Annotated in this window: 23 protein-coding genes; 7 read left to right on the top strand and 16 right to left on the bottom strand. The window is 56.6% G+C overall.

Annotated features, from left to right (window positions below):
• Window positions 1-43: 43 nt before the first annotated feature.
• The 5 genes from G6L28_RS10125 to G6L28_RS10105 all read right to left on the bottom strand — a co-directional run bounded on the left by G6L28_RS10125 (window position 44) and on the right by G6L28_RS10105 (window position 5,743).
• Window positions 44-670, bottom strand: a complete 627-nt coding sequence (locus tag G6L28_RS10125) for an exopolysaccharide biosynthesis protein (RefSeq protein ID WP_174063631.1) — start codon at window positions 668-670, stop codon at window positions 44-46.
• A gap of 115 nt (window positions 671-785) precedes the next feature.
• Window positions 786-1,493, bottom strand: coding sequence for an aminoacyl-tRNA hydrolase (pth, locus tag G6L28_RS10120; RefSeq protein ID WP_174063630.1), 708 nt, complete (start codon window positions 1,491-1,493; stop codon window positions 786-788).
• A gap of 138 nt (window positions 1,494-1,631) precedes the next feature.
• Window positions 1,632-2,348, bottom strand: a complete 717-nt coding sequence (locus tag G6L28_RS10115) for a substrate-binding periplasmic protein (RefSeq protein WP_174063629.1) — start codon at window positions 2,346-2,348, stop codon at window positions 1,632-1,634.
• A gap of 19 nt (window positions 2,349-2,367) precedes the next feature.
• Window positions 2,368-4,761 carry an EAL domain-containing protein gene (locus tag G6L28_RS10110; protein WP_174063628.1) on the bottom strand — a complete coding sequence of 798 codons (2,394 nt, stop codon included), beginning with the start codon at window positions 4,759-4,761 and terminating at the stop codon, window positions 2,368-2,370.
• Window positions 4,762-5,128: 367 nt separating this feature from the next.
• On the bottom strand, window positions 5,129-5,743 hold the full coding sequence (locus tag G6L28_RS10105) for a 50S ribosomal protein L25/general stress protein Ctc (RefSeq protein ID WP_174063627.1): 615 nt from the start codon (window positions 5,741-5,743) through the stop codon (window positions 5,129-5,131).
• Window positions 5,744-6,051: 308 nt separating this feature from the next.
• On the opposite strand from G6L28_RS10105, the gene G6L28_RS10100 reads away from it, so the two are divergent.
• The 3 genes from G6L28_RS10100 (at window position 6,052) to adh (ending at window position 10,913) form a co-directional block, all read left to right on the top strand.
• Window positions 6,052-8,121: a putative bifunctional diguanylate cyclase/phosphodiesterase gene (locus G6L28_RS10100; protein ID WP_174063626.1), complete on the top strand. Its 2,070-nt coding sequence runs from the start codon at window positions 6,052-6,054 to the stop codon at window positions 8,119-8,121.
• A 157-nt stretch (window positions 8,122-8,278) separates the two neighbouring features.
• Window positions 8,279-9,238 carry a helix-turn-helix domain-containing protein gene (locus G6L28_RS10095; RefSeq protein ID WP_174063625.1) on the top strand — a complete coding sequence of 320 codons (960 nt, stop codon included), beginning with the start codon at window positions 8,279-8,281 and terminating at the stop codon, window positions 9,236-9,238.
• 157 nt (window positions 9,239-9,395) lie between these two features.
• Window positions 9,396-10,913, top strand: a complete 1,518-nt coding sequence (gene adh / locus G6L28_RS10090) for an aldehyde dehydrogenase (RefSeq protein WP_174063624.1) — start codon at window positions 9,396-9,398, stop codon at window positions 10,911-10,913.
• Window positions 10,914-11,024: 111 nt separating this feature from the next.
• Here adh and G6L28_RS10085 read toward each other — a convergent pair whose 3' ends face one another.
• The 8 genes from G6L28_RS10085 to lgt all read right to left on the bottom strand — a co-directional run bounded on the left by G6L28_RS10085 (window position 11,025) and on the right by lgt (window position 19,163).
• Window positions 11,025-12,509, bottom strand: a complete 1,485-nt coding sequence (locus tag G6L28_RS10085; protein ID WP_174063623.1) for a pectate lyase family protein — start codon at window positions 12,507-12,509, stop codon at window positions 11,025-11,027.
• Between the two features lie 145 nt (window positions 12,510-12,654).
• The gene (locus G6L28_RS10080; RefSeq protein WP_174063622.1) at window positions 12,655-13,119 is read right to left on the bottom strand and encodes a GNAT family N-acetyltransferase; all 465 of its coding nucleotides are present in this window, start codon (window positions 13,117-13,119) and stop codon (window positions 12,655-12,657) included.
• Entirely contained in the window at window positions 13,119-14,051 is a 933-nt protein-coding gene (locus tag G6L28_RS10075) for a ribose-phosphate pyrophosphokinase (RefSeq protein ID WP_174063621.1), read from the bottom strand. The genes G6L28_RS10080 and G6L28_RS10075 overlap by 1 nt, the downstream gene beginning before the upstream one ends.
• Before the next feature lie 245 nt (window positions 14,052-14,296).
• Window positions 14,297-15,004 (bottom strand): hypothetical protein, encoded by a 708-nt coding sequence (locus G6L28_RS10070; RefSeq protein ID WP_174063620.1) that lies wholly within the window; start codon window positions 15,002-15,004, stop codon window positions 14,297-14,299.
• Window positions 15,005-15,141: 137 nt separating this feature from the next.
• The gene (locus G6L28_RS10065) at window positions 15,142-16,293 is read right to left on the bottom strand and encodes a M24 family metallopeptidase (protein WP_174063619.1); all 1,152 of its coding nucleotides are present in this window, start codon (window positions 16,291-16,293) and stop codon (window positions 15,142-15,144) included.
• Between the two features lies 1 nt (window position 16,294).
• A complete protein-coding gene (gene pgeF / locus G6L28_RS10060) occupies window positions 16,295-17,086 on the bottom strand; it encodes a peptidoglycan editing factor PgeF (protein WP_174063618.1) in 792 nt (263 codons plus the stop codon).
• 148 nt (window positions 17,087-17,234) lie between these two features.
• Window positions 17,235-18,335: a class I SAM-dependent methyltransferase gene (locus G6L28_RS10055; RefSeq protein ID WP_174063617.1), complete on the bottom strand. Its 1,101-nt coding sequence runs from the start codon at window positions 18,333-18,335 to the stop codon at window positions 17,235-17,237.
• Between the two features lie 6 nt (window positions 18,336-18,341).
• Window positions 18,342-19,163 carry a prolipoprotein diacylglyceryl transferase gene (gene lgt, locus G6L28_RS10050; protein ID WP_174063714.1) on the bottom strand — a complete coding sequence of 274 codons (822 nt, stop codon included), beginning with the start codon at window positions 19,161-19,163 and terminating at the stop codon, window positions 18,342-18,344.
• A gap of 300 nt (window positions 19,164-19,463) precedes the next feature.
• Between lgt and G6L28_RS10045 the strand changes: the two genes are divergently transcribed.
• The 4 genes from G6L28_RS10045 (at window position 19,464) to G6L28_RS10030 (ending at window position 21,868) form a co-directional block, all read left to right on the top strand.
• Window positions 19,464-19,727 carry an accessory factor UbiK family protein gene (locus G6L28_RS10045; RefSeq protein WP_174063616.1) on the top strand — a complete coding sequence of 88 codons (264 nt, stop codon included), beginning with the start codon at window positions 19,464-19,466 and terminating at the stop codon, window positions 19,725-19,727.
• Between the two features lie 458 nt (window positions 19,728-20,185).
• Window positions 20,186-20,686, top strand: a complete 501-nt coding sequence (locus tag G6L28_RS10040) for a YbjN domain-containing protein (RefSeq protein WP_174063615.1) — start codon at window positions 20,186-20,188, stop codon at window positions 20,684-20,686.
• A 4-nt stretch (window positions 20,687-20,690) separates the two neighbouring features.
• Window positions 20,691-21,509, top strand: a complete 819-nt coding sequence (proC, locus tag G6L28_RS10035) for a pyrroline-5-carboxylate reductase (protein WP_174063614.1) — start codon at window positions 20,691-20,693, stop codon at window positions 21,507-21,509.
• Window positions 21,510-21,526: 17 nt separating this feature from the next.
• Window positions 21,527-21,868: a tRNA-binding protein gene (locus G6L28_RS10030; RefSeq protein WP_174063613.1), complete on the top strand. Its 342-nt coding sequence runs from the start codon at window positions 21,527-21,529 to the stop codon at window positions 21,866-21,868.
• A gap of 18 nt (window positions 21,869-21,886) precedes the next feature.
• Here the strand turns inward: G6L28_RS10030 and G6L28_RS10025 are convergent, their stop codons facing one another.
• From G6L28_RS10025 to G6L28_RS10015, 3 genes are read right to left on the bottom strand one after another with little or no spacing between them, the layout of a single operon-like run.
• On the bottom strand, window positions 21,887-23,266 hold the full coding sequence (locus G6L28_RS10025; protein ID WP_174063612.1) for an ATP-binding protein: 1,380 nt from the start codon (window positions 23,264-23,266) through the stop codon (window positions 21,887-21,889).
• A gap of 42 nt (window positions 23,267-23,308) precedes the next feature.
• Window positions 23,309-24,022: a response regulator gene (locus G6L28_RS10020; protein ID WP_174063611.1), complete on the bottom strand. Its 714-nt coding sequence runs from the start codon at window positions 24,020-24,022 to the stop codon at window positions 23,309-23,311.
• Window positions 24,023-24,562 carry a MarR family winged helix-turn-helix transcriptional regulator gene (locus G6L28_RS10015; RefSeq protein ID WP_234902515.1) on the bottom strand — a complete coding sequence of 180 codons (540 nt, stop codon included), beginning with the start codon at window positions 24,560-24,562 and terminating at the stop codon, window positions 24,023-24,025.
• Window positions 24,563-24,674: the final 112 nt, after the last annotated feature.

Genomic DNA, 24,674 nt, shown 5'->3' with positions numbered 1-24,674 from the left:
AGTCTTGATGCCGTAAACCGCACCGATTCCGCTAAAACAGGCCTCAAGCGACAGGTTGGCCGAAGCCAAACCACGTCGATAGCAGCGCCCAGCCGCCATAAACGATGCCGATGCTGAAGAGAACGGAAATGACCGCGAGGACCAGCCCACCCAAAAGCGCGAGGTCGTCCCGCTGGGCGAGCGCAAGCGCGATGACGAGCACGGTTATTCCCGGCAGAGTATTGCCAAATGGAATTGGCAAGGCGATGAGTATGGCCATCAGAAAAATGACCACGCCGATGAAGGCTGGTCCAGCAAAGCGCGCAAGAAAGTGGCCGCGCGGTTTCAGCAGTGTCTCCAGCTTTTCCAGCCGTGGCGCGGCCTTATCCGCCGTCAGTTGAATGATGGAGCGCGAAACAGACAGGCGGCCCAGAAATCCGGGCAGCACCAGCTTGCGCGCACGGAAAATGATTTGCAGCGCAAGGATGGCGAGCGCCGTTCCAAAAATCATTCCTGCGGGAATGCCAGGTGTCGGGACAATGGCAGGAATCGCGAAGACGAGCAGCACGAATGCGATCGCCTTGTCGCCCAGTTGCTCCAGCAGCCGGTCGAGCGAGACTTTTTCCGGAAGATCATCGGGCAGGCGTCTTAACGCGGCGGCCATACTGTGGTGCGTTGCGGTTTCAGCCATGTCCAGGCACTTCCGGCGAAAATTCAGATCGGTTGAAAGTCGTCGTCGTCGTCATCATGGAACGTCAGATGGTGACGGTGAGGCCGGTTTCAAGCAGGCAACTTGCCGAACTTCATCAATCTTTCTTGCCAAACATCTTTCTGAGCATCTCCGCCATCGGGCCTGTTTCCGGCAGCTTTTTCGGCTGGGCATTGTTGCGAGCTTGATGGATATGTGACTTGGCCGCTGGCTTTACAGGCTTTTCCGTTTCCGGTTTTGCACCAGTTGCGAGTGCCAGCTTGTTCATCAACTGTGAATCTTCGCCCTTCACCAGCATGGCGGCGTTATCGGCAATTGCATCGATCAGGGGTTCGAGCCAAACCTTGTCTGCCTTGGCGAAATCGCCCAGCACGTGACCGTGGACGCGCTCCTTGTCGCCCGGGTGACCTATGCCAAGGCGCAGGCGTCGGTATTCCTTGCCGCAATGGGCATCGAGCGATTTCAATCCGTTATGCCCGCCATGCCCCCCGCCGATCTTGATGCGGGCGCGCCCGGCAGGCAGATCGAGTTCGTCATGGATGGCTATGATGTCCGCGGCCTTCAATTTGAAGAAACGCGCAGCTTCGCCGACGGATTCGCCTGAAAGATTCATGTAGGTCAGCGGCTTCATCAGCAGGATTTTTTCGCCTGCGATCTCACCTTCGGAAATCTCCGCCCTGAACTTCTTCGACCATGGAGTAAAGGAGGGCAGGCGTTGCAGGGCATCCACCGCCATGAAGCCGATATTGTGCCGGTTTCCCGCATATTGCGTGCCGGGATTGCCGAGGCCAGCAATGATAATCATCGAAATATCCGCGTTGTGCGTGTCAGTTTGCTCTTCACCATCCTGAAACGCGGCGGGTGTCAACTTTTTTATCATTGAATGGCGCGCGGTTGATCCCTGTAGAAGGTGGTGGCCTCGAGCGGATCGCGTGACAAAACGTCAGTCACGAATAACGAGATCGTAATTCTCAAATATGCGCCGCTGTGTGCCATCGGCAATCAGCGTGTCGAGAGCCTGCTGCATTCTGTTGATCAAGGCGTCGGCTACGAGCTTGTTGCAGGCGAGGCCAAGGCTCTGTTCGCTGAAGAGGATCACTTCTTCAAACTCGTCTTTCGGCAGGTTTTTCAAAGCGCTTTCCGACATCGGCATCATGTCGATGCGCCCGGCAGCCAATTTGGAAAGGGTGTTGTTGAAGTCGGCGCTGATATCGATGCGGGGAAAGCCACGATCTCGAAGCAGGGTCTCAGTGTAATCATTCCGCTGAGTGCCGACGGTATAATTCTTTGCCTCTTCCAGATCTTTCAGCCGTAAGTGAGCGCTTTTTCGTGCGACGAGAATGTTCCTGTCCTTGTGGAGCGGCGATACCCACTTGAAGCGTTTTTCGCGTTCCGCCGTCCGGGCGGCTGCGAAAACGCAATGCATCGGCTCATTTTCGGCAAGTGCGATAGCGCGTGCCCAAGGCATCACCGCCGCCTCATAGGTCAGGTTCGAGCGCTTCAGCACGATCTTCAATTGGTCCATGTAGACGCCCGATGGCTGACCCGAGGCATCCCGAAGGTTATAGGGAGGATAATATTCCGCAGATAAAAACAGCTTCTCTGCCCTGACAGGCGCGGCGACAAATAGAAGTAACGATAAAAATCCGAGCCTCCACATGCCTTTCCTCCTCAAAGGGTCACGTCCCCACCATGGCTGATCTATGTCGGTCGTCCTGTACGGTATATGCGGCAATAACGCTTTCAACTGCCTGCGGTCTGGCAAAAAGATAACCTTGGCCGCAGTCCACGCCGATTTCCCGAAGCATGGCCTTTTGCTGGTGCGTTTCAATGCCTTCGGCAATGACGACACAACCCATCTTGTGTGAAATCGCGCTGATACCTTCGACCAACATACGGCTACGCGTGCAGATCTCGGCCACATCGTCGCTGATGGCGCGGGTAAAGGACTGGTCGATCTTTACGATATCGACGGGGAACCGGTTGAGGTAGCTGAGTGAAGAATACCCTGTCCCGAAATCATCGAGCGCGATCCGGCATCCGAGTTGCCGAATGGCGTTGAGAACGGCCAGGATCTGCGGGTCGTCATTCATCAACACGGCTTCAGTAATTTCGACCACAAGCCGATGCGGCAGGATGCCGTGCCTGTAAAGCAGACCCGCCATTCGTGTCGGCAGGCCGGGCTCGAACTGCATCGTTGAGAAGTTCACCGCGACATAGGAATTTTCCAGACCCGGCAACAGCGATACCCGCGCGAGATTTTTGAGGGATTGCTCCAGAATGACGCTGCCGATGCGGGTTATTGCGCCATTTTCTTCGGCAACGCTGATGATGGGACCGGGCGCAAGAATGCCCTTCGTCGGATGGTTGAGACGCATCAACGCTTCGAAGCCGACCGTCGCACCGCCCTCCAGCTTCTGGATCGGCTGGAAATGCGCCTCCAGCCAATCTTCTTCGATCGCCTGCTCGATATCTTTTTCGATCTCTGCCTGCTTGCGCGCCTTGTTCATGATCGCAGGATCGAACATTTGCGCCCCGTTTTTGCCTGCGCGCTTGCGCGTATACATCGCCATGTCGGAGTTCTGAAGCAGTTCGGAAGCATTTTTGGCGTGGGTCGGATAGAGCGCAAGTCCTATGCTTGCGCTGAGACGGACACTTTGTGCCGAGGCCGTAAAGGGCTCGTCGAACATCGTGTTAATCTCGTCGCAAAGCTGCAAGGCGCGCTCCTGTGCCCGCTCTCCGGCCAGAAGCAGTGCGAACTCGTCTCCGCCCAGTCTCGAGGCGCTGTCGATGGGCGTCAGGAGGGGTTCCAACCGTGCGACGAATTCTTTCAGGACTTCGTCGCCAGCAGCATGGCCCAGATTGTCATTAATCGCCTTGAAACGGTCCAGGTCGATGAAGAGACACGCAAGCTCCGTTCCCTCCCGATCTGCCTCTGATATCTTCTGGTCCAGAATAGCTTCGAAACCCTGGCGATTGAACAGGCCCGTCAGGTGGTCGGAAATGGCCTGAAGCCGGTTCTTTTTCTCCGAGCGCCGAAGTTCTGTAACGTTCGTCATGACGCTCAGCACCTCAGCGGGCCGCTGGGCGTCCTTCGCGTCGAGGTTTTTTTCCGAGATCAATACGTCCATCATGTGGCCATCAGCACAAATGAAACGCACTGTCATATCCGCATCAGTGTTCTTGTCATTGCCGCTAGCAGCAAGTGATCTGCGTTTTGTGAAGCTCTGCCGGTCTTTTTCATGGATCAAATCGGAAAAGCTTCGATGAAGAACGTCGGTACGGCTATAGCCCGTCGCCTCCACCCAGTAATCGCTGACGGCGACGATCCGGTCCTGCTGATCGAGTGAAAACAGCATTGCCGGGGTGCGGTTGTATATTTCGGTCGTGCGTCTATGGGCCCGCTTGATTTCGTGCTCCTCACGTTCAAGCTGGATCTGCATTTCGTTGAAACTTCTCGCCAAACGGCCCATTTCGTCCTTCGAGCGCCAGTCGACATGGTGGCGAGAGCCTAGGCGACGTGTCGCTTCTATTGCAGCCGTCAGGCGCAACAGGGGCTTCATGACCATCAGGCGGTTACCAACGATCGCGGCTGCAAAGATCACCAGGATGGCCAGTACGAAGATGGATATGAAAGCAAGCTCAATTTCGCTGAGCGAGGTGAAAAGGCCAACATTGGCGAAGTAGATCGTGATGGTTCCGACCTTCGTTTCTCCGTCGAGGTTTTTATAGGTTATCTCCCGGGAGATGAAGGAGTGATCTTGTGGCTCTTGCGCTCCAGCCGTTTGCGTGACATCGAGCTGGCCGAAATGGTCACGAACCTTCACCATGTAGATAGCCGGGTCCGCGACAAGGGTGCCGGTGATCTGATTGATGCTTTCGTCGTCCAGATCCCAAAGCGGGCGTCCTAGCGCCTGAGAGTTCGCGACGAGCAGAATCTCCAGACGGTCACGCTGGTTGGTGATTGATTCATGATAGGACAGTGTCAGCAAAATCGTGAAAAGGGGAGCCACGACAGCAAGCAGGACGCCGGAAACGATCGCTATGAAGCGGCTTTCTACCGAGTGGGTCATGAATTCAGACTGCCGCCCCCTGCTGCGCTTATCCCCGTTGAAACGCGATCGCTTGCCCTGATGGCAAGTTATGCGCTTTGAAAAATTATGCAGCACATGCGTAGGTAGGCCGCCTTTACCGTGTGTCAGCCCACAGGTTTAAAGTTAAAGTTTTGACTTATCGTTTCCGGGGATGCTTAATCGAAAATAAATCGCAGGCCCCAGCTTTGGGGTGCCAAATCTTTCGGCTCGATCATAAGGCAATGTAGTGCCTTGTTATTATTCAGTGAGATCGGCCATTTGCGTCACCACCAAAAGAAAATGCCCCGCATCGAGATGCGAGGCATTTTATTCCATTCATGCAGAAGCAAACGCTTCCGACGATAGATTACTCGGAAGCTTCTTCAGCAGCCGGAGCTTCGTCTTCAACAACTGCAACGACCGGCGGAACGATGGTTGCGATGGTGAAGTCGCGGTCGGTGATGACCGGAGATACGTTCTTCGGCAGCTTTACCTGAGAAATGTGAATGCTGTCGCCGATCTTGAGACCGTCCAGATCAACCGTGATGGCGTCCGGAATCTCGTTGGCAGGAACGTGAGCTTCAACGGTGTGGCGAACGATGTTGAGAACGCCGCCCTTCTTGATCTCGGACTTGTCGTCGTTGATGAAGTGGACAGGAATTTCAACTGTAACCGTCGAATTGCCGGAAACGCGCAGGAAGTCTACGTGCATCGTGAAGTCACGGACCGGATCAAGCTGGTAGTCCTTCGGCAGAACCTTGTACTTCTGGCCGTTGACATCGATGGTCGCAATCGTCGTCATGAAACCGCCAGCGTGAATACGCTTGGTGATTTCGTTCGTCGAAATCGCGATGGAAACCGGGGCCTGCTTATCACCGTAGATGACAGCTGGAATCAAACCGTTGCGACGAAGTTCACGAGAGGACCCCTTACCAACTCGTTCGCGCGCCTCGGCCTTGAGCTCATAAGTTTCTTTGCTCATGGCATTTTCCTTTTTAAGTTTATATGGAGAGTTCTGACCGGTTTCCCGGACGAACTGGGGAGGGGGCTTACCCGCCATCCCGACCGCGTTGCCTCCAAGGGTGTCTACACGGATGCGCGCGCTATAGTATAAAGCGCCGCTGAACGCAAGTCTGTGATGAATGTCGAGGGTGGCTGATATCCCGACAGAGCGGCCTAAGTAGCCTTCCCGGCTTGCTGCGCACTTAATGTATATTTAGCCATTTCTGTAAACCGGCTGAAAACAAACCTTTATTATATTGCAGAAGTATTTTTGTTCGGGTCGGTGCAATGACGAGATTGTGGAACTGTATAGTCTTCGAGCATGACATCCGATACGTGCTTGCCGCCTGCATTATCTGTGCGTCTGGCAGTTTCCTGACGATCAATCTATTCGCTCGTGCCCGACAACCAAATCTTCTTCAGCGTCTGAACTGGTTATGCCTCGCCTCCGTCATGTGTGGCGCCACCATGTGGGCAACGCATTTCGTAACCATGCTCGGGTATCGTATAGAAGGCGTTGCGGGTTTCGACCCCAATCTGACGGCGTTTTCCTTCATCGTTGCGGTTTGTGCTGCTCTCGCAGGTTTTGCGATTTCGATCTATGGTGGGCGTGGTTTGCTGGTTGAAGCAGGTGGTGCGGTGATCGGTATCGGCGTCGCTTCCACCCACTACGTCGGTATGGCGGCCTATTCCGTACAGGGCAGGCTGGTCTGGGACCACACATACATCATCATATCGATAATGGTTTCCATGTGTCTCGGAATACTGGCGGTCAATCGGGTCTTCCGGTCAACCAGCCGGTACGGCTGCTACGGCGGGGCAACCCTTCTCTTTCTGGCTGTCGTCATAAATCATAATATCGGTATGGCCGCGATGTCGCTGGAGTTCGATCCGGCGGCGCAGCTTCAGGAAAGCTTTCTTTCTCCTGCGGTCGTTGCAAGTGGTGCTATTCTCATCATTGTCGCGCTGATGTCTTCCTGCCTTGCGACCTACAGGATCGACATGCAGTCCACCCGGCAGGCGCTGGAGCGTTACCGCTACCTGTCGCTGCACGATCCTCTCACCGGCATCGCCAACCGGGTTGGCTTCAAGGAGCATCTTGTGGGCGCGATAGACCGCGCGGGATCTACGGTAGCGGGCGTGGCACTTCTATCCTTCGACCTCAACCGCTTCAAGGAAATCAACGACGTTTACGGTCATGCGGCGGGAGATGCCGTCCTTGGCACCATTGCGCGGCGCATATCGGCAGTTCTCGGCGTGCGGGAGTTCGTTGCCCGCATCGGGGGCGATGAGTTCGTTGCCGTAAAAGAGTGCTATTATTCGCGCAACGACAGCCTGGAATTTGCGCGTCGGCTGCAAAAGGAAGTCACCAGCCCAATCGAGTGGGAAGGGCAGACCCTGACCGTTGGTGCAAGTTTCGGCATATCCGAACTTTCTGCCGAGACCAAAAGTGTCGATGCCCTGATCTCGCAGGCCGATGTTGCCATGTACCGGGCGAAGGCGGGTGTTGCTGGTACGATCTGCTTTTATGACAAGCGCATGGATGAAATGGAGCTTGAGCGTAATGCGCTTGCGACGGATATGCGTGCCGGTCTCCAGCGAAATGAATTCGAGCTCTACTATCAGCATCAGAACCTGACCGACACCGGTGTGACGGTCAGTTTCGAGGTGCTCCTGCGCTGGAACCACCCTCAACGGGGCATGGTGTCGCCGGTGCAGTTTATTCCGATCGCAGAAAAGACCGGTTTCATCGTGCCGCTAGGCGAATGGGTGTTGCGGCATGCCTGTCGAGAAGCGGTGAGATGGAAGGCGCCATATGGAATAGCGGTCAACGTCGCGGCCCAGCAACTTGCGGACCGGTCGTTCACGACCAAGGTCGAGCGCATTCTGGCTGAAACGGGCCTCGATCCCCGGCGTCTCGAAATCGAGATTACCGAAAGTAGCATCATCGCCGATCATGAACATGCGCTAATGACCATCCGTGGTTTGAAGTCCATGGGACTGAGGATCGCCATGGACGACTATGGCAAGGGTCATTCATCGCTCTCCACCCTGCAAAGCTTTCCCTTCGACAAGATTAAGTTGGATCGTTCTTTCGTAACAGGGCTGCCTTCCAGCGTCCAGTCAGACGCCATCGTGCGTTCCACGCTTATCCTTGCCAACAGCCTCGATATCGTTGTTCTGGCCGAGGGAGTGGAAACCCAGGAACAACTGGATTTCCTGCGGCGTGAGGGCTGCCACTATGTTCAGGGCTTCTATTTTGGCAGGCCGGGGCCGGTCGAAAATATCTTCCCCCTCGTCAATGAAGTAGACGTGCAGCCGCAATTGGACATATCGCCGCTAAAGGCCGCAAGCTGAGCGATCTCCCCTGCGCGGATGATCGTTCAATACAAAAAGACACTTCCAAGCCGAGGTGATCTTTCGGATTATCCGACCATGTTCTAAACTAGGCTCGTAGCGTACCTTGCCGCAGAACATTTTAACGATTCTGCGTTGGCATGCTTGGGAGGAATGCATGTCGACCGATGCAGCTCACGCAGATCATGTTTATCAAAGCGCAAACAGACCGTCTGCGGCGGCCAGTTCGCCCATAGTCGCATCATGGCGGCGGTGCATGACGATGCATCATCTGGCTCCCGAAGAAAACCGCAAGCCAACCTTCTTCACAGATGCCGAGTTTCGCCGCGTGCGGCAGATGTCCGACCCGCTGATCGCCGAAAGCGCCGATGAACTGGACCGTATTTTTCTTGCGGTCGGAAAAGCTGGCTGCTGTTTACTGCTGACGGATGCACAGGGGGTTGCGCTCGACCGCCGCGGTGCGGTGGCGGATGATGAAGAGTTTCGCGCGCTTGGCCTCTGGTCGGGTGCGCTATGGAGTGAGGCAAGCGTTGGTACGAACGGTATCGGCACCGCACTTGCCGACGAGCGTTCGGTGGTCGTTTATCGCGACCAGCACTTTTTCTCAGCCAACATCAGCCTTTGTTGCACCACAGCGCCGATCCGCGACCATCTGGGACGTGTCACCGGCGCCCTCGATATTTCGACCTGCCGTGACGATATCAATGAATTGACATTTGCGATGGTGACGCAGGCGGTAAGAGATGCGGCCCAGCGGATCGAGGGCAATCTGTTCCGGCGGGCATATCCGGGTGCGCGCATCCTTATGGTGCCGTCTACCAATTCTTCAGCGCTTTCGCTGCTCGCGGTGGATCAGGACGATATCATTCTCGGTGCGACACGCGCCGCGCGGTTGGCGCTTCGTCTGGACGACGCCCATATCGCTCAGGGAATTCCAGCATCAGACGCGTTGCGCGAAGAGCGTCAAGACCGGGGCTCGGATCTTGTCGAGGCGGAAAGGGCAGCTTTGCGGCGGGTGCTTTCGCGCGCCAACGGCAACATTACCCACGCGGCATCTCTTCTCGGCATCAGTCGCGCCACGCTTCATCGCAAGATGAAGAAGCTTTCCGTGCAATAATCAGCATCTCTTATCGTATCTTCTTCACGCTTTGTCGCAGAAGTGAAACAGTGTGCAGTGCGGAATGGCTGCGCCGCCCTTTGCTTTGCGCCCATGCAGGCAGAACCTCTCTGCACGCGACCAAGAAAGGTCGTCGTTCATCAGGGAGGATGAATTCATGAACATTCAGGTCCAGCAAAAGGCCGGAGAGACCCCCTTCAAACTCAAATACGGCAACTATGTCGGTGGAAAATGGGTCGAGCCGAAATCCGGTCGTTACATGGATAACCTTTCACCCGTGACCGGGCAGAAGATTTGCGAAGTGCCGCGCTCCGATGCCGCCGATATCGAAGCTGCGCTGGATGCCGCGCACAAGGCGCGCGAAGCATGGGGACGTACCAGCGTCACAGAGCGCTCCAACATTCTGCTGAAAATCGCCCAGCGTATCGAAGACAATCTCGATCTCATTGCCCGCGCGGAAACGTGGGACAATGGCAAGCCGTTGCGCGAAACCACGAATGCGGATATTCCGCTGGCCATCGATCACTTCCGTTATTTCGCAGGCTGCGTGCGTGCCCAAGAAGGCTCGATCGGGCAGATAGACAATGACACGGTTGCCTATCATTTCCATGAGCCGCTCGGGGTCGTGGGTCAGATCATTCCGTGGAACTTCCCGATTTTGATGGCCGCGTGGAAGCTGGCACCGGCGCTTGCTGCCGGTAACTGCGTGGTGCTGAAGCCTGCGGAACAGACGCCTGCCTCCATTCTGCTCGTGATGGAATTGATCGAAGACCTTCTGCCAGCGGGCGTGATCAACATCGTCAACGGTCTCGGTACAGAGGCAGGAAAGCCGCTGGCGCAGAGCAACCGCATCGCCAAGATCGCCTTTACCGGCTCCACCTCCGTCGGCAAGGAAATCATGCGTTATGCGGCCGATAACGTCACCAACATAACGCTGGAACTTGGCGGGAAGTCACCAAACATCTTCTTTGCGGATGTCATGAACGAAGACGACGCATTCCTCGACAAGGCGCTGGAAGGCTTTGCCATGTTCGCTCTCAATCAGGGTGAGGTCTGCACATGCCCGTCTCGCGCTCTGGTGCATGAATCGATCTATGACCGCTTCATGGAAAAGGCGTTGAAGCGGGTGCAAGCCATCAGCCAGGACGATCCTCTAAACTCCTCGACCATGATCGGCGCGCAGGCTTCGCAGGAGCAGTTCGACAAGATCATGAGCTATCTGGAGATCGGCAAAAACGAGGGTGCAAAAGTCCTGACAGGCGGCGACAAGAAGTCGCTCTCCGGTAATCTGAAGGACGGTTATTACATTCAGCCGACCGTATTCGAAGGCAACAACAAGATGCGTGTCTTCCAGGAGGAAATCTTCGGTCCGGTCGTTTCCGTCACGACCTTCAAAACACTAGAAGAGGCCATCGAGATCGCCAACGACACGGTTTACGGTCTTGGTGCCGGTGTCTGGAGCCGTGATACGAACATCGCCTATCGCGCCGGTCGCGGCATTGAAGCCGGTCGTGTGTGGACCAATTGCTACCATGCATACCCCGCGGGCGCCGCTTTCGGTGGCTACAAACAGTCCGGCATCGGCCGTGAGACCCACAAGATGATGCTCGATCACTACCAGCAGACGAAGAACCTGCTGGTTTCCTATAGCCCGAACAAACTCGGCTTCTTCTAAGGCTTCCTCCCCGGAGCTGGTTGCGCAAGTCGCCAGCGTACTCCCGGAGGCTTCGAGAGCTTCCGGGAGACAGGCTTGAGGGGCGCATGTCGTGAATAAGAAAGCGCGTAGCTACAGCTTCCCCGCGCCCGCATTCGTCGTCACATAATCCGGCACATCCGAAGCCGGAATAGGCTGTTTGCCGTAGAGCGTGGGCTTCCAGCCGACATCGTTCGAGATCGGCTTTTTGACGTCCTTGTTGAGGGCTGTGTGGAAGTCAGCGGCCTCGCCGTTCACTGTTGAACCACTGTCGAAAAATTTTGCGCCACCCTGTACGTTGACGATGTGATGATGGGCTACGTCTTCGACTCTGAAGTGGTTGTTTTCCGAATAAATTGCTGAATCTTTGCCAATTCCGAAAGCGCTGCGGAAGATCGGGGTATCTTTCGGAGCTCCTTTCGCTTTCTGGTGGCTATCCACGGCGCTTGAGGCTTTGCCGGGCGCGCCGGATGCATTGCCGGTAAAGTAATTGTTGAGGCTATGAACCTTGCCGTAGCGAACCCTAGGCATGCGCTGCCCCGCGTCTTCGAACCAGTTGGCGCGGAAGGTGACGTTCAACAGCCCCGCATCCTCCGTTCTGCTGTCACTTCCGCCAATGAGCGATGTTTTGTCGTGGCCCTTGAAGTGATTATAGGTCAACGTCACCCTGTCTGCGCCGTTGGTGATATCCACCTGTCCATCATGGTGCTGGACCTTTTGCTCTACCTGATCGTGAGGGTAGGGGTAGACGGAGGGGAACAGCTTGTCCGGTCTGTCGCCGTCGGTGAAGGTGTTGTGGTCGATCCAGACGTTCTTGCCGCCGTTTATCGAGATATTGTCATATTCCGAATTCCAGCGCCCCCCGGGGCATTTCTGCGGACCGGTCTCAGTATCCGCGAAAGTTTCGTGGCAGCCGGGATAATCTGCGTCGATCTTGAATGAATCGCCCGGATCCCATGCGGGGAAATAGTCGAAAGCGTCTTCGAATGTGATGTTGCGAATAATGACGTTTTCGGTTCCGCTGCCTATCATCAGACTACCCTTGATGATCCTCGCATCCTTCCCAAGGCCGATGATGGTTGTGTTGGACGTCACATCGATAACGATACGCTCTTTCTGGTTTTTGGCGGAACGTTGGCGCGCTTCTTCCAGCGGCCCAGTCAAATCGCGTGCAGGCCGCTTCTTGTCATCGAGTTTCACGTTCCAGACTGCAGGCGCGTAAGCTTTGACATAGGCATCGAAATCATAAGCCGGATCGGCATAATCCTTTTCAAACAGCTCCCGGTTCTCGTCGTCCACGGAAAGATTGATCGTTCCCCTGATCTGGATGATTTTCGGCAGGTTCGGCGTACCACCCGCTTGGAGCGCGCTCAGCAGTTCTGCGCGATTGGTCGCGGTATAGACATGCTCCGCAGCACCTTGTGAGCCGCCAACCGTGCCTGCCGCCCAGCCATCATTTTCTGCAATGACTTGGCGTGCAAGGTCGGGGCTGGAATATGCGTGTTGAACGGATAATGCGATAGATGCAGCAATGACACCCACCGTTGCCAAAGCTGTGTGCTGGCCGCGAAAGCTCATAATATCTCCTCACCAATTACGCTGACGCCTCCTCGCGTCAGAGTTGATAGTGATAAGATAATTTAGCAAAAATATATAGTACTTTTCCGTGAAAAATTCTTTACTTTCAACTTTTTCGATATTTTTTTGCCAAGTCAGACTACTGTCACGTCGCGATTAAAGATACGTCCATACCGTCTACATTCGTCTCGACAAGCGAAAGGCCCTGTTTGAGGTAATAGGCGCGTTTTTCAGGCGTGGCACAGAGGTAACAGGATTTGCAACCGATCTTGCCCGCTTCGATTACGACGGATCTGATGAGTTCAGCCGCAATGCCGCTCCTGCGATATTCTGGCTCGACCCAGAGCGCCGCGATCCACGGCGCATATTGAGGGCGCTCATCGAGATCGTTTTCGATCAGAAGGACAGAGCCGATATAGCGGTCGCCCTCGTGAGCGACGAGACTTAGGGGAACGCCGCCGCCGTCCAGCATTGGCGTCAAAGCGGCACGATAATCTTCAACCGATGAGCCGCTATCCGTCCACCAGGCGTTCCATCCCCGGGCGGCAACGGTATCGGCAAAATCGGGCCGGTCCTTGAGGTTCGATATCCTCAACGGCCCGTGGGGCATCAATCGAATAGGCCGGAAACCGACTGTTCCATCGCGGTACGGTTGATCGCTTCACCGAGCAGGGTGGCGGTGGTGATGACGCGGATGTTGTGGGCGGATTGCACGCCGGTGGTCGGCTGGATGCTGTCGGTGATGACCAGTTCGCGCAGCTTGGAGGACGCCACTCGGGCAACAGCACCGCCGGACAGGACGCCATGGGTGATGTAGGCCGTAACGCTGGTCGCGCCATTCTTGAGAAGGGCTTCCGCCGCATTGCACAGCGTGCCGCCGGAGTCGACGATGTCGTCGATCAGCAGGCAGTCCTTGCCGGTCACGTCACCGATGACGTTCATCACTTCGGATTCACCCGGGCGATCGCGGCGCTTGTCGACGATTGCCAGCAGACAGTCGAGACGTTTTGCAAGCGAACGGGCGCGGACAACACCGCCAACGTCCGGCGAAACGACCATGACGTTCTTCGTGTCGTAATGTTCCTTCACATCGCGCGCCAAAATTGGTGCCGCGAAGAGATTGTCGGTCGGAATGTCGAAGAAGCCCTGAATCTGACCTGCGTGAAGGTCGAGCGTTAAAACGCGGTCGGCACCGGCTTCGGTAATGAGGTTGGCAACGAGTTTTGCCGAAATCGGCGTGCGCGGGCCAGCTTTACGGTCCTGGCGTGCATAGCCGAAATAGGGAAGAACGGCGGTGATGCGCTTTGCCGAGGAACGACGCATGGCGTCGATCATGATCAGCAATTCCATCAGGTGGTCGTTGGCGGGAAAGGATGTGGACTGAACGACGAACACGTCTTCGCCGCGCACGTTCTCACCGATTTCTACGAAGATTTCCTGGTCCGCAAACCGCTTTACCGTGGCATTTCCGAGAGGAACATTGAGATACTTGCAGATCGCTTCGGCCAAATGCCGGTTCGAATTGCCTGCGAAAACCTTCATTGGTGCCGCCTGTTTTCCATGCCATCGCCTGCGACCCGGTAGAGACATTCTACGTGGTCTGTGCGTCGTTCAACGGGGAGGAATACCCGACCCAAAGGGGGTGCCGGACATGCCGTTTTGCCATGCGCGCCTTAATACCGGTGTTGCCCGTGAATGCAAGAGGTCAAGCCGCGTTACCCATGATTTTCGTGAAAACTTTGTGACTCTCGTCTCGCAACCGGTTTTTCAATCGATTGTAGCTGTCTTCAACCCCGCGTCGCCTGCTTCCAGGACTGATAATCGTCCAGAGTTCTTGCGGCAACTTTCTGCATGACGCTATCGTTGACGGCCGCCCACGGATCGCTGCCACGTGCTGCCACGGTTTCCTGCCCTTGCAGGCGATGCAGGCGCGCACCGTTGGCGTCGAGCACGTCCCACACGTAGACCACCGTCACTTTACCGCCGTCGTCGAAGGCGGAGAGATAGCCCTTGAGTATGTTGTCAGCCGACGTGTCGGTGGAGGGGCGAATAGTTAGCCCCTTGGCGCGTGCCTCCGCACCAAGCTGGCGCGAAAGAGGCGTGACGGCTTGAACAGGCGCGCCAATGATCGGTAGAAAGCGGATCGAGCCCGAACCCCCTGTCGCGGGCAGGGCAGCGGTCTGCTGAGGTTGCGGAGCGGGAGCAGGTTGTTGCTGGCGAGCGACCGGTTCACCATATTGCGCGCCATCGTTCAGGGCCTGCGCCTGCGCTTGCAACGAATTTTGCGGTGCATAGGCCTGCACCGGTGAGATCGGACCGGAGGGCGTGCGGTCCGCCGCGGCTGCCATCTGATCGAGATCGCCCTGTGTGACCGGCGTGGATTGCGAAGTGTTGTGGCCGACATCGACTTGCGGGATAAGCGCATCCGTTGTGTTGCAAGCCGTTAGAATAAACGCGGTGCAAGGAATGGAGAGTAAAGCCCCAAGCCTCGTCATCGAAGGTTTGCCTTCATTTATCTCTCCGTCAGTCGGCCCGAGTTATCAGTGCCGGCAGAGAATCGAGATCGATTTTCAACCGGCATGAAGGGGTGGGCTGCAATGTACGGTTTGATTTCGCAGAGAGTCAAATCACGTCAGGCAGTCAGTATGTCGAGGCTGTGGCGAGAAAGCGATTCCGGTGCGCCTTCCGTGGTCAGGTAAGTCTGACCAAGCGTCATGGCCACGCCCGCATCGCTGTCCATGATGATCATATGCACGAAGAGCGTCATATTCGGCAGTATTTCCTGTGTGTTGCCCGCATAAAACATCTGATGCTCCATCCATGACGGAGAGAAGCGCGCGCCCAGCGAATAACCGCATGCGTTCAGACGGTGGCGGGTCAGACCGCGTTCATCCATGACCTTGGCGTGGACATCGAAAACATCGCCAAATGTATTGCCGGGACGCAGAACCTCCTCGATGGCGCGGATGTTCTCAACGCAGGCATTGTAAAGCTCCTTGTGGCGGAACCCCAGCTCTCCGATCACGACGGTGCGCATCATGGCTGCATGGTAATGCGCGCTGACGCCAGCCCATTCCAGCATTATCTGGTCCGTTTCATCCAGCTTGCGCCGACCGGCCTTGTAGCGGCACAGCAAGGCATCGGCACCGGAGCCGATAATGAACTCGTTGGCTGGGTAATCGCCGCCACCCGCAAAAACCGCGCCCTGCATGGCGGCTAGAATATCGGCTTCATTCGCACCGGGCTTGATGAGTGCAAGCGCTGCATCCAACGCATCGTCCGCCAGCTCGCCAGCGCGTTTTGCATAGACGATTTCGGCCTCGCTTTTAACCAGGCGCAATGTGCTGACGAGATAGGAAGCGTCAACGATCTGCCCGAAGCTGGCAAGCTGATTGTCCAGCAGGCGGGCAACGCGACCGGTCATTCCGTGTGTGTCGAACTCCACGCCGATGCGGCAACCGAGCAGGTCCATTTCGCTCAGCAGGTTCTTGAGATCGAGTGTCGGATCGGCATTGAGGCGATCGACCCAGATAACGATGTTTTCGATATTGGAGGTCTGCCGCGCCTGACGCAGATCCGCAGAGCGGGTGAGCAGCGTCATCGTCCCATCGGCCTTGACGATCAGCGTCTGAAAAAAGCAGAAGCCGAACGTGTCGTAGCCTGTCAGCCAGTACATGCTTTCCTGTGCGAAGAGCAGGACGGCGTCCAGCTTTTCTTCCGCCATCTTCTCGATCAATCGCGCTCGGCGAGCCTCGAATTCAGCTTGGTCGAAGTGCAGTGCCATGTCAGTTCTCCAGAATTGCTATCGCCGAAATCTGTCGCCCGTAATCCGGTTCCGACAGATGCGTGGTGCGGCGGAAAGAAAAGAAGCGCTCTTCATCGGAATAGGTGCAGATGCCGAGGTTTTCTGCGCGAACGCCTGCTTTAACGAGACGGTCGACGGTCAGTTGCTTCAGGTCAAAAAAGGCGTGGCCCTTATTGGGTGACGGCGCAAGATAGGTGTCGTAGGCAGGGTCAAGCTCCTTCAAGCTTTCCACCCGTTCAGGGCCGACCTCGTAATTTTCCTGGCTGATGGAAGGCCCAAGGACCGCGACGATGTTTTCGCGCTTTGCGCCAAGACGCAGCATGGCCTCGATGGTGTTTTCCAGTACACCGTAAACTGCGCCCTTCCAGCCCGCATGAGCCGCGCCGATAACGCCAGCATTAGCATCCGCAAAGAGGATCGGGCCACAATCTGCTGCAAGAACGCCAAGCACCATTCGGGGGGTGGCCGTAACCATTGCGTCGGCCTGCGGTCTTTCACCGCTATAATGTTCATCCACCACGACGACATCGGGTGAATGGATCTGATGCACGGTCGCCAGCTTTTCGACCGGCATGGCGAACCAGTCGGCCACGCGTTTACGGTTTTCAAGAACGGCCTCACGCTTGTCTTCCGAGCCGAGACCTACGTTCAATCCGCGATAGATGCCTTCCGATACCCCGCCCTGACGGGTAAAAAAGCCGTGCCGAATGCGGCTTCCGGCTGAGGCGAGCAACGGGCTTTGAACGGGAAGCGGCAGCGTTTCGTCCTGCATGAGGTGATAATTCCTTGGCGATGTCGCTGAGTTTAAACGTGGATCGTTTCGCGCGTGTTTCCAATGAATGCGCCGTGCAACGGCACCCAACGGCAGATTTATCTCTGCTTCGATTTTGCGTGATGTTGGCCCAAGGCCGGTGCCGCTGTCAATCCGAAGAACGGAATGGCAAAAGGTGGACAGCCGGACTGGAGACGGCGAGAACCTTGAACAGTTCGCCCATTTTGCCAGCACCTTCACCGGCCAGACGATTGACAGCTTCGGCAATCTGCAAGGTCTGATCCGGTGTCGCCTTGGCGGCAAGCGCCTGCGCCCTTTCCTTCAAACCGAGGCCGTAAAGAAAATCACCCTGCGCCAGCGACCCGTTGACGTGAACGCCGCAGGCTTCCGCCGTCTTGATCAGGCTTTCAAAGTCCACGTGGCTGGTCAGGTCCGCTTCGCCGGGGTGGGCGAGTACGGGGTCGAATTCGTGCATTCGCAGCGCCTGCATCGTGTCGCCGTAACCTGAAACGATATGGCCGTAATCAATGATGAGCGCGGTGCCGCTGGTCGATTTCAGTCTCTCGCAGATGGCTGTCATTACCGCTTCGCGGGCGGGAGAATATTCGAAAATGGTGCCTAATGGCTGGCGTTCCGCCAAGGGCGGCAGCAAGTGCGGATCGATCCCCGCTACACCCGTCGCAAAGACCAGTTCGTCCTCGGCATCAAGGCTGATCACTCGTTCGCGGAAGCCCTGTGGCGTCTTCACGAACTGCCGTATCGGGATCGCGTCGAACAACTCATTGGCGGCGATCAGCAGGAAGCCGGGAGGAACATCATCGAAGCTATCGTGCCATGTAATTTTGCCGTCGTGCCCGGCGAGCGTCTGACGCTGCGTTTCCGTCATTCGCGGGCTTGTTTCGACGAGATGCACGCTCATGGCATCATAGAGCGGGGCGGCGATGCGTTGGATGACGCGCAGCATATCCGCCATCATGGTGCCGCGACCGGGGCCGATCTCGACCAGCCTCACATTGCCAGGGGTGCCATGACGCTGCCAGGCATGGACAATGAAGACGCCCAGCATTTCACCAAAGAGCTGACTGACTTCCGGGGCAGTGACGAAATCGCCCGTGCGACCAAAAGGCTGGCGCGTCTTGTAATAGCCGTGTTCGGGATCAGCCAGGCAGAGTGAGAAGAAGTCGGTGACGCTTAAGGGGCCGTTGAGGCGGATGAGCGACTTGATGCGACGGGCAAGAGGGGTCGGCATGGCATATCACCCATTCTGCGGGACGGTGGCGGCACGGTTGGCGCGGATAACGGCCCATAGGCCGAAGGCTACCATGGGCGTCGATAGAACCATTCCCATGGTCAGCCAGTTCCCCGCGAGATAACCGATTTGGGCATCCGGCTCGCGGAAGAATTCCACGAAAATGCGAGACAGCGCATAGCCCGCGACGAATACCCCCGTCACGGTGCCGGGTCTCTTCAGTACCTTAACGCCATAGATAAGGATGGCGATGACGATGAGGAGCAGCAGGCCTTCAAGCGCTGCCTCATATAATTGGCTAGGGTGGCGGGCGAAGGGGCCGCCTGTTGGGAACACGACCGCCCATGGCACATCGGTGATGCGCCCCCAGAGCTCTCCGTTGATGAAATTGGCGATGCGCCCGAACAGAAGGCCGACAGGTGCAACGGCAGCGATGATGTCGAACATGCTCCACGCCGGGATGTTGTGGCGTCTTGCAAAGAGAAACATGGCGATTGTCGTGCCGAGGAAGCCTCCGTGGAATGACATGCCGCCGTTCCAGATTTCGATGGCGCGGATGGGGTTTTGCATGACGGCCGGGAAATCGTAGAAAAGGACATAGCCTATACGGCCACCCAGCACGATACCCGCCGCCGCCCAGACGATGAAATCATCCAGATGCACCGGTGTTACCGGTGACTTATTCTGTGGCCAAAGGCTTTCGTTCAGGCTCAGCTTGCGCGCATAATACCAGCCCAGCATGATGCCGACGACGTATGCGATGCCGTACCAGTGGATCGAAAGCGGTCCAAGAGAGAAGGCGATCGGATCGATATTTGGAAATGGCATTATGGAGAACTGGGCAAGCGGTCCGAGCAATTGGCGGGTTCCATTATAATCGTTGACGAAAGGAACCCTTGGATTCCCGGAGGCCGGGCGCATTTCTGCAACCTTTTCGGTGGGCGAAAATGGCGGTTGAAAAGGGTGCGGTCAAGGCGATTCTTTGGCGCATCCAAGGCGGCCGATGGTAAGGTTACCGCAGGCCATATTCCTGTTTTCGCTTGCAAGGCGGCGGGTGAGTGCCTACCTGATCTGCATGAACTGGAAAGAGCAGAGCTGCTCTCCTGACACTGACGAGGACGAAGCGCCATGAGCACGACCGGAACCAATCGCATTTTCGATGAATTCGCAAAACTTATGACGGATGCCGCAGGAGCCGCGCAGGGCGTGCGCAAGGAAATGGAGCAGGCATTTCACGCGCAGGCGGATCGTTGGCTCAATAGCCTCGATGTGGTAAAACGCGAGGAGTTCGATGCGGTGCGCGAGATGGCTATCAAGGCCCGCGATGAAAACGACGCGCTGCGCGCAAGGATAGAAGCACTCGAAGCCCGGCTTTCATCCGACGCCTCCTGACGCGATCCTTAACTCTGATTGAAAATCTGACGCTAGGCCGGGCTCTGAAAAGGGTCCGGCTTTTTCGTTCTGTGTTGTTTTGATGCAGTTTTTTGCCGAGTGCGGATTCGCCTTTAAAGAGCAAGCATTTTCATTCGCATTTTTTTAACGTCTGTGGACACTCCCGAAAAACGCAATCGGCAGAGTCGGTTATGACTCTGAACTGATCCTCCGAACTAAGAGATATCCACGGTTCCCACTGGAAAATGGAGGGGCGGGGGGTGGCGCTGGGACTCGCTCGTTATACACTGATTTTCAACGATGATTCGAAACGAACTCGGTAAGCTCCAGACAGGTTCACTGCGTTAATCTGGCGGCGTCGGGTAATCGTCCTAAACTGATGTAACCGGCATTTGTATGTGCGTTTTTGTGCCTTGCGTGCGGAACAGAACATTCAACTCCGGCTGAAAAGGTGCCGTATGAGCCTGATGGAATTTGAAGTTGAGCGTCACTCCAACCCGGTCGACATGATCGAGTTTGTTGCGGCATCCAACGATTGGACGTTCGAGCGCTCTGGCGAGGACGAAATTGCCATGACGGTGGAAGGTCGCTGGGCAGACTATCATGTCTCGTTTTCGTGGATGGAGCAGTTCGAAGCCCTTCATCTGGCTTGCGCATTCGACATCAAGATTGCGGATCACCGCGTCAACGAAGTTATCCGCCTGCTGTCTCACGTCAACTGCCAGACGCTGATGGGGCATTTCGACCTTTGGCGTCAGGAAGACGTGATCATTTTCCGCCAGTCCCTGCTGCTTGCTGGCGGTGCCGAGCCTACAAACCAGCAGGTGGAGGTGCTGCTTTCCAGCGCGCTTGAAGCTTGCGAACAATATTATCAGGCATTCCAGTTCGTCGTCTGGTCGGGTATGGACGCGAAATCCGCGATGGAAGCAGCCCTGTTCGAAACAGTCGGGGAAGCTTGAAGCCATGATTTCGCTTGCGTCTGGTCCGCTCGTTCTCATCGGTGCTGGAAACATGGGTGGTGCCATGTTGTCCGGCTGGCTGAAAAAGGGCGTGCCGGGTGCGTCGATCATCGTGGTCGATCCGCGGCCATCGGATGCCATGGCCGCGGCAATCGCTGACGCTGGTGCCTCGCATGCGACGAGCGCACCGCAGGATGTGAAGGCGGGAATTCTGTTTCTCGCCGTAAAGCCGCAATTGATGGATGCCGTGCTCCCGCCGCTCAAGCCTTTGGCGGGTGCAGAAACGGTGATTGTTTCGGTCGCTGCGGGCAAGACGCTCTCCTACATCGAAAGCCATCTCGGTAAGGCGGCGACCGTGCGCGCCATGCCGAACACGCCTGCCATGGTTGGTCGAGGCGTGACTGGTGCCTATGCAAACGATGCCGTTTCCGCTGAACAACGGCAGACAGTCGAAGACTTGCTGAAAGTCAGCGGGCCTGTCGAATGGGTGGCGACCGAGGCCGATATCGATGCGGTCACAGCCGTTTCGGGCAGCGGCCCTGCCTATGTGTTTTATCTCGTGGAGTGCATGGCAGAGGCAGGCCGCAAAGCGGGCCTGCCGGCGGACCTTGCCATGCGCCTTGCACGGGAAACCGTCGCGGGGGCTGGTGAGTTACTGCACCAGTCCCCCGAACAGGCTTCGACACTTCGCCAAAATGTAACGTCGCCGGGCGGCACGACGGCGGCAGCGCTTTCAGTGTTGATGGCGGAAGATGGCATGCAGCCGCTGTTCGACAGAGCAATCGCTTCCGCCAAGAAGCGTGCAGAAGAACTGGCAAACTGACAGGATAAGGGGCTGCGATGAGCGGTGAGATAAGCTACGCCGATTTCGAGAAGGTCGATATCCGCGTCGGGACCATCATCGAGGCGGAGCCGTTTCCCGAAGCGCGCAAGCCTGCGTTCAAGATCAAAATTGACTTCGGGCCAGAGATCGGCATCAAGAAGTCGTCCGCGCAAATCACCGTCCATTACACGCTGGAAACGCTGGTCGGCAGGCAGGTGTTGGGTGTCGTGAACTTCCCGCCGCGCCAGATCGGGCCATTTCGTTCGGAAGTCTTGACGCTTGGTTTTGCGGATGAGAATGGTGACATCGTTCTCGCCGCTGTGGAACGGGCTGTTCCCAACGGCGAGAAGATGTGCTGAGCGGCACAAGTTGCCGGATCAAGCCGGGATTTTAACGATCACGCGCAGACCACCCAGTGGGCTTTCGTCCAAAGTCGCATCCCCGCCATGGCTTCGGGCAATATCGCGTACGATGGATAGGCCAAGGCCGGTGCCGGAAGCGTTGAGGTTGCGGGCTTCATCCAGCCGGAAGAATGGCTTGAACACATCCTCTCTAGAGTCCGGTGGAATGCCGGGTCCGTCATCGTCGAAGATGAGAGTGATGGATTTGGGTGCGCGGCGAAGCTCGATTTCCAGCGTGCTCGCGTAACGCTGGGCATTTGCGGCGAGGTTTCCAATCACACGGGAAAAGGCGTTGGGGCGAACGGTCAATTCCTCCACCCCGTTCAACTGATACCGCATTGTCTTGCCGAACATCAGGAAATCGGCATGGATCTTGTCCATGAGGGGTTGAAGCTCAAGATTGCCGACATCTTCTTCCGCATCGTCACGCGCAAAAGCCAGATAGGCCTCAAGCATGGACTGCATATCGTCGACATCCTTGTCCAACCCTTCGAGTTCGGGGTTGTCGCCTGCCAATGCCAGTTGCAGCTTGAAGCGGGTGAGGATGGTGCGCAGGTCGTGGCTGACGCCGTTCAGCATGGCGGTGCGTTGCTCCATCTGTCGCTCGATACGCTCCCGCATCAGGATAAAGGCGAGGCCAGCGCGTCTTACTTCATCCGCCCCTCTGGGCGAATAGGCCATGATCTTTTGACCGCGGCCGAAACTCTCGGCAGCCTTGGCCAGAGCCAGAATAGGGCGGATCTGCCCTCGCAGAAACAGAATGGAAATGCCGAGCAGCACCAGAGAGGCACCCACCATCCAGACCAGAAAGATGTGGGTGTTGGAAGCATAGGCCTGGCTGCGGCGGGTGAAGACGCGGAGCGTCTTGTTTTCGAGCTGAATGCGGATTTCAACCAGAGAGCCGTTCCCATAGGTATCAAGCCAGAAAGGCCTGCCGATCTGGGTCCTGATCTGGTCTGCAAGAATGGTATCGAGGATTGAAAACAGCGGCTCCGGACGAGGGGCGGGGAGGTCGGCTTTCGGCTCGATGTAGACGCTAAGTTCCAGCCGTTGTCGCGCAATCTCGATGACGCGTTGGTAATCATCCTCTTCAGGGTCGGTCTCGATAAGCTCGATGATGGCTGCTATGTCGCGTGTCACTGCTGCGGATAGCCGTTCCGTAACCAACTGCCAGTGCCTCTCCATGAAAACGGCTGCGACCACGGCCTGCAACAGCACCATCGGCAAGATGATGATGAGCAGCGAACGGGTATAAAGACCTGTCGGTAGCCAGTGCCGAAGCCATCTCACAAAAAAACGCCATCCCCTTGCGGGTGCGCTGCTGCGAACTGTTGCTAGAAAATCGAGGCTTGCCATTCGTCGCCTATCCCGCGTCAGCCCATTCAGCCGCGCCTGTCGTCAATCAACGCTCAGACGGTAGCCGATGCCGCGCACCGTCTGCAAGTAAACCGGATTTGCCGGGTCGTCCTCGATCTTGCGACGCAGCCGGTTGATCTGTACGTCGATGGTGCGCTCGCCCACGTCGGCATCGGCATCCACCAGTTCGTGTCGGGGGATCGTATCGCCAGCTCTGATGGCGAAAAGGAGCATGATGTCCTGCTCGCGATCCGTTAGCCGGATGACTTCGGCACCGCGCCGCAATTCCTTCTTCGGAAGAGAGAAGTTGTAGGGTCCGAAAATGATCTGCTCGATCTTTGGCGTATCCGGCGAGGCGTTGCGCCTCAGGATATTGTTGATGCGCAGAACCAGTTCTCGCGGGTCGAAAGGCTTGGCCAGATAATCGTCAGCGCCTGCCTCCAGCCCCGAAATGCGTGCATCGGCTTCCGAGCGAGCGGTCAAAAGGATAACCGGAACGGACTTCTCCTCGTTGAGGGACCGGGTGAGGGAAAGGCCGTTTTCGCCTGGCATCATGACATCAAGGATCAAAAGATCGAAGCGGATGCCTTGCATCTTGCGCCTGGCTTCCGCCGCATCGGCAGCGGCAGTTATGCGGTAGCCCTTGTCGCCAAGAAATCGCTGGAGAAGCTCGCGAATACGCGCATCGTCATCCACGATCAAAAGGTGAGGGGCATCGTCTTCCGCGAGGGGCTGCTTGATGGGGGTAGTCGGCATCTATTCTGCTCCCGCAGTTTCGGTGTCACGCATCCGTGCCAGAAATTCCAGAACGCAGGCCCGCGCATCCGCCGACATGCCTTCGAGAGCCCGTCCGACACGGCGCGACTGAGGGTCGCTGAGCGCAAGAGCAAGTTCGCGACCGGTCAGGGTTGGGTAAAGGCGGCGCTGGCGACGGTCTTCGGGACCTGCCATCTGGCGAATATAGCCATCATCGATCAATTGCTTCAGCACGCGCGCGAGGCTCTGCTTGGTAATTTGCAATGTATCCAGCAGATCGGCCACAGTCATGCCGGGGTTGCGGCAAACGAAGTAGACGACGCGGTGGTGGGCGCGCCCGTAGTCCAGCTTTTCGAGTATGGCATCCGGGTCTGAAACGAAGTCCCGATACGCAAAGAAGAATGCCTCAATCGTATCGAAGTCGATTTTTGCATCATCGACATGGGGCAGCGCCGGTGTCTGTTTCACGGCAGCCTTTTTCAGCGATTGGGCAGGCACTGTCGTTCCTTCGTTTTTATCGGGCAGCAGCACCATTATCATGAGATTAGCCGAAATGGTGTCCAGCCCGAAGGATGCGCGATCATTTTCTGTTGCGTTCGATAATATGCCGCAGATTTAACATCAACGCTAATGTGTAAAGGCCATCCACCAA

Source organism: Agrobacterium larrymoorei (genome assembly GCF_013322225.1).
Taxonomy (GTDB): Bacteria; Pseudomonadota; Alphaproteobacteria; order Rhizobiales; family Rhizobiaceae; genus Agrobacterium; species Agrobacterium larrymoorei_A.
The sequence above is the reverse complement of the archived record's forward strand: the minus strand, read 5'-3'. Positions and strand labels throughout refer to the sequence as shown.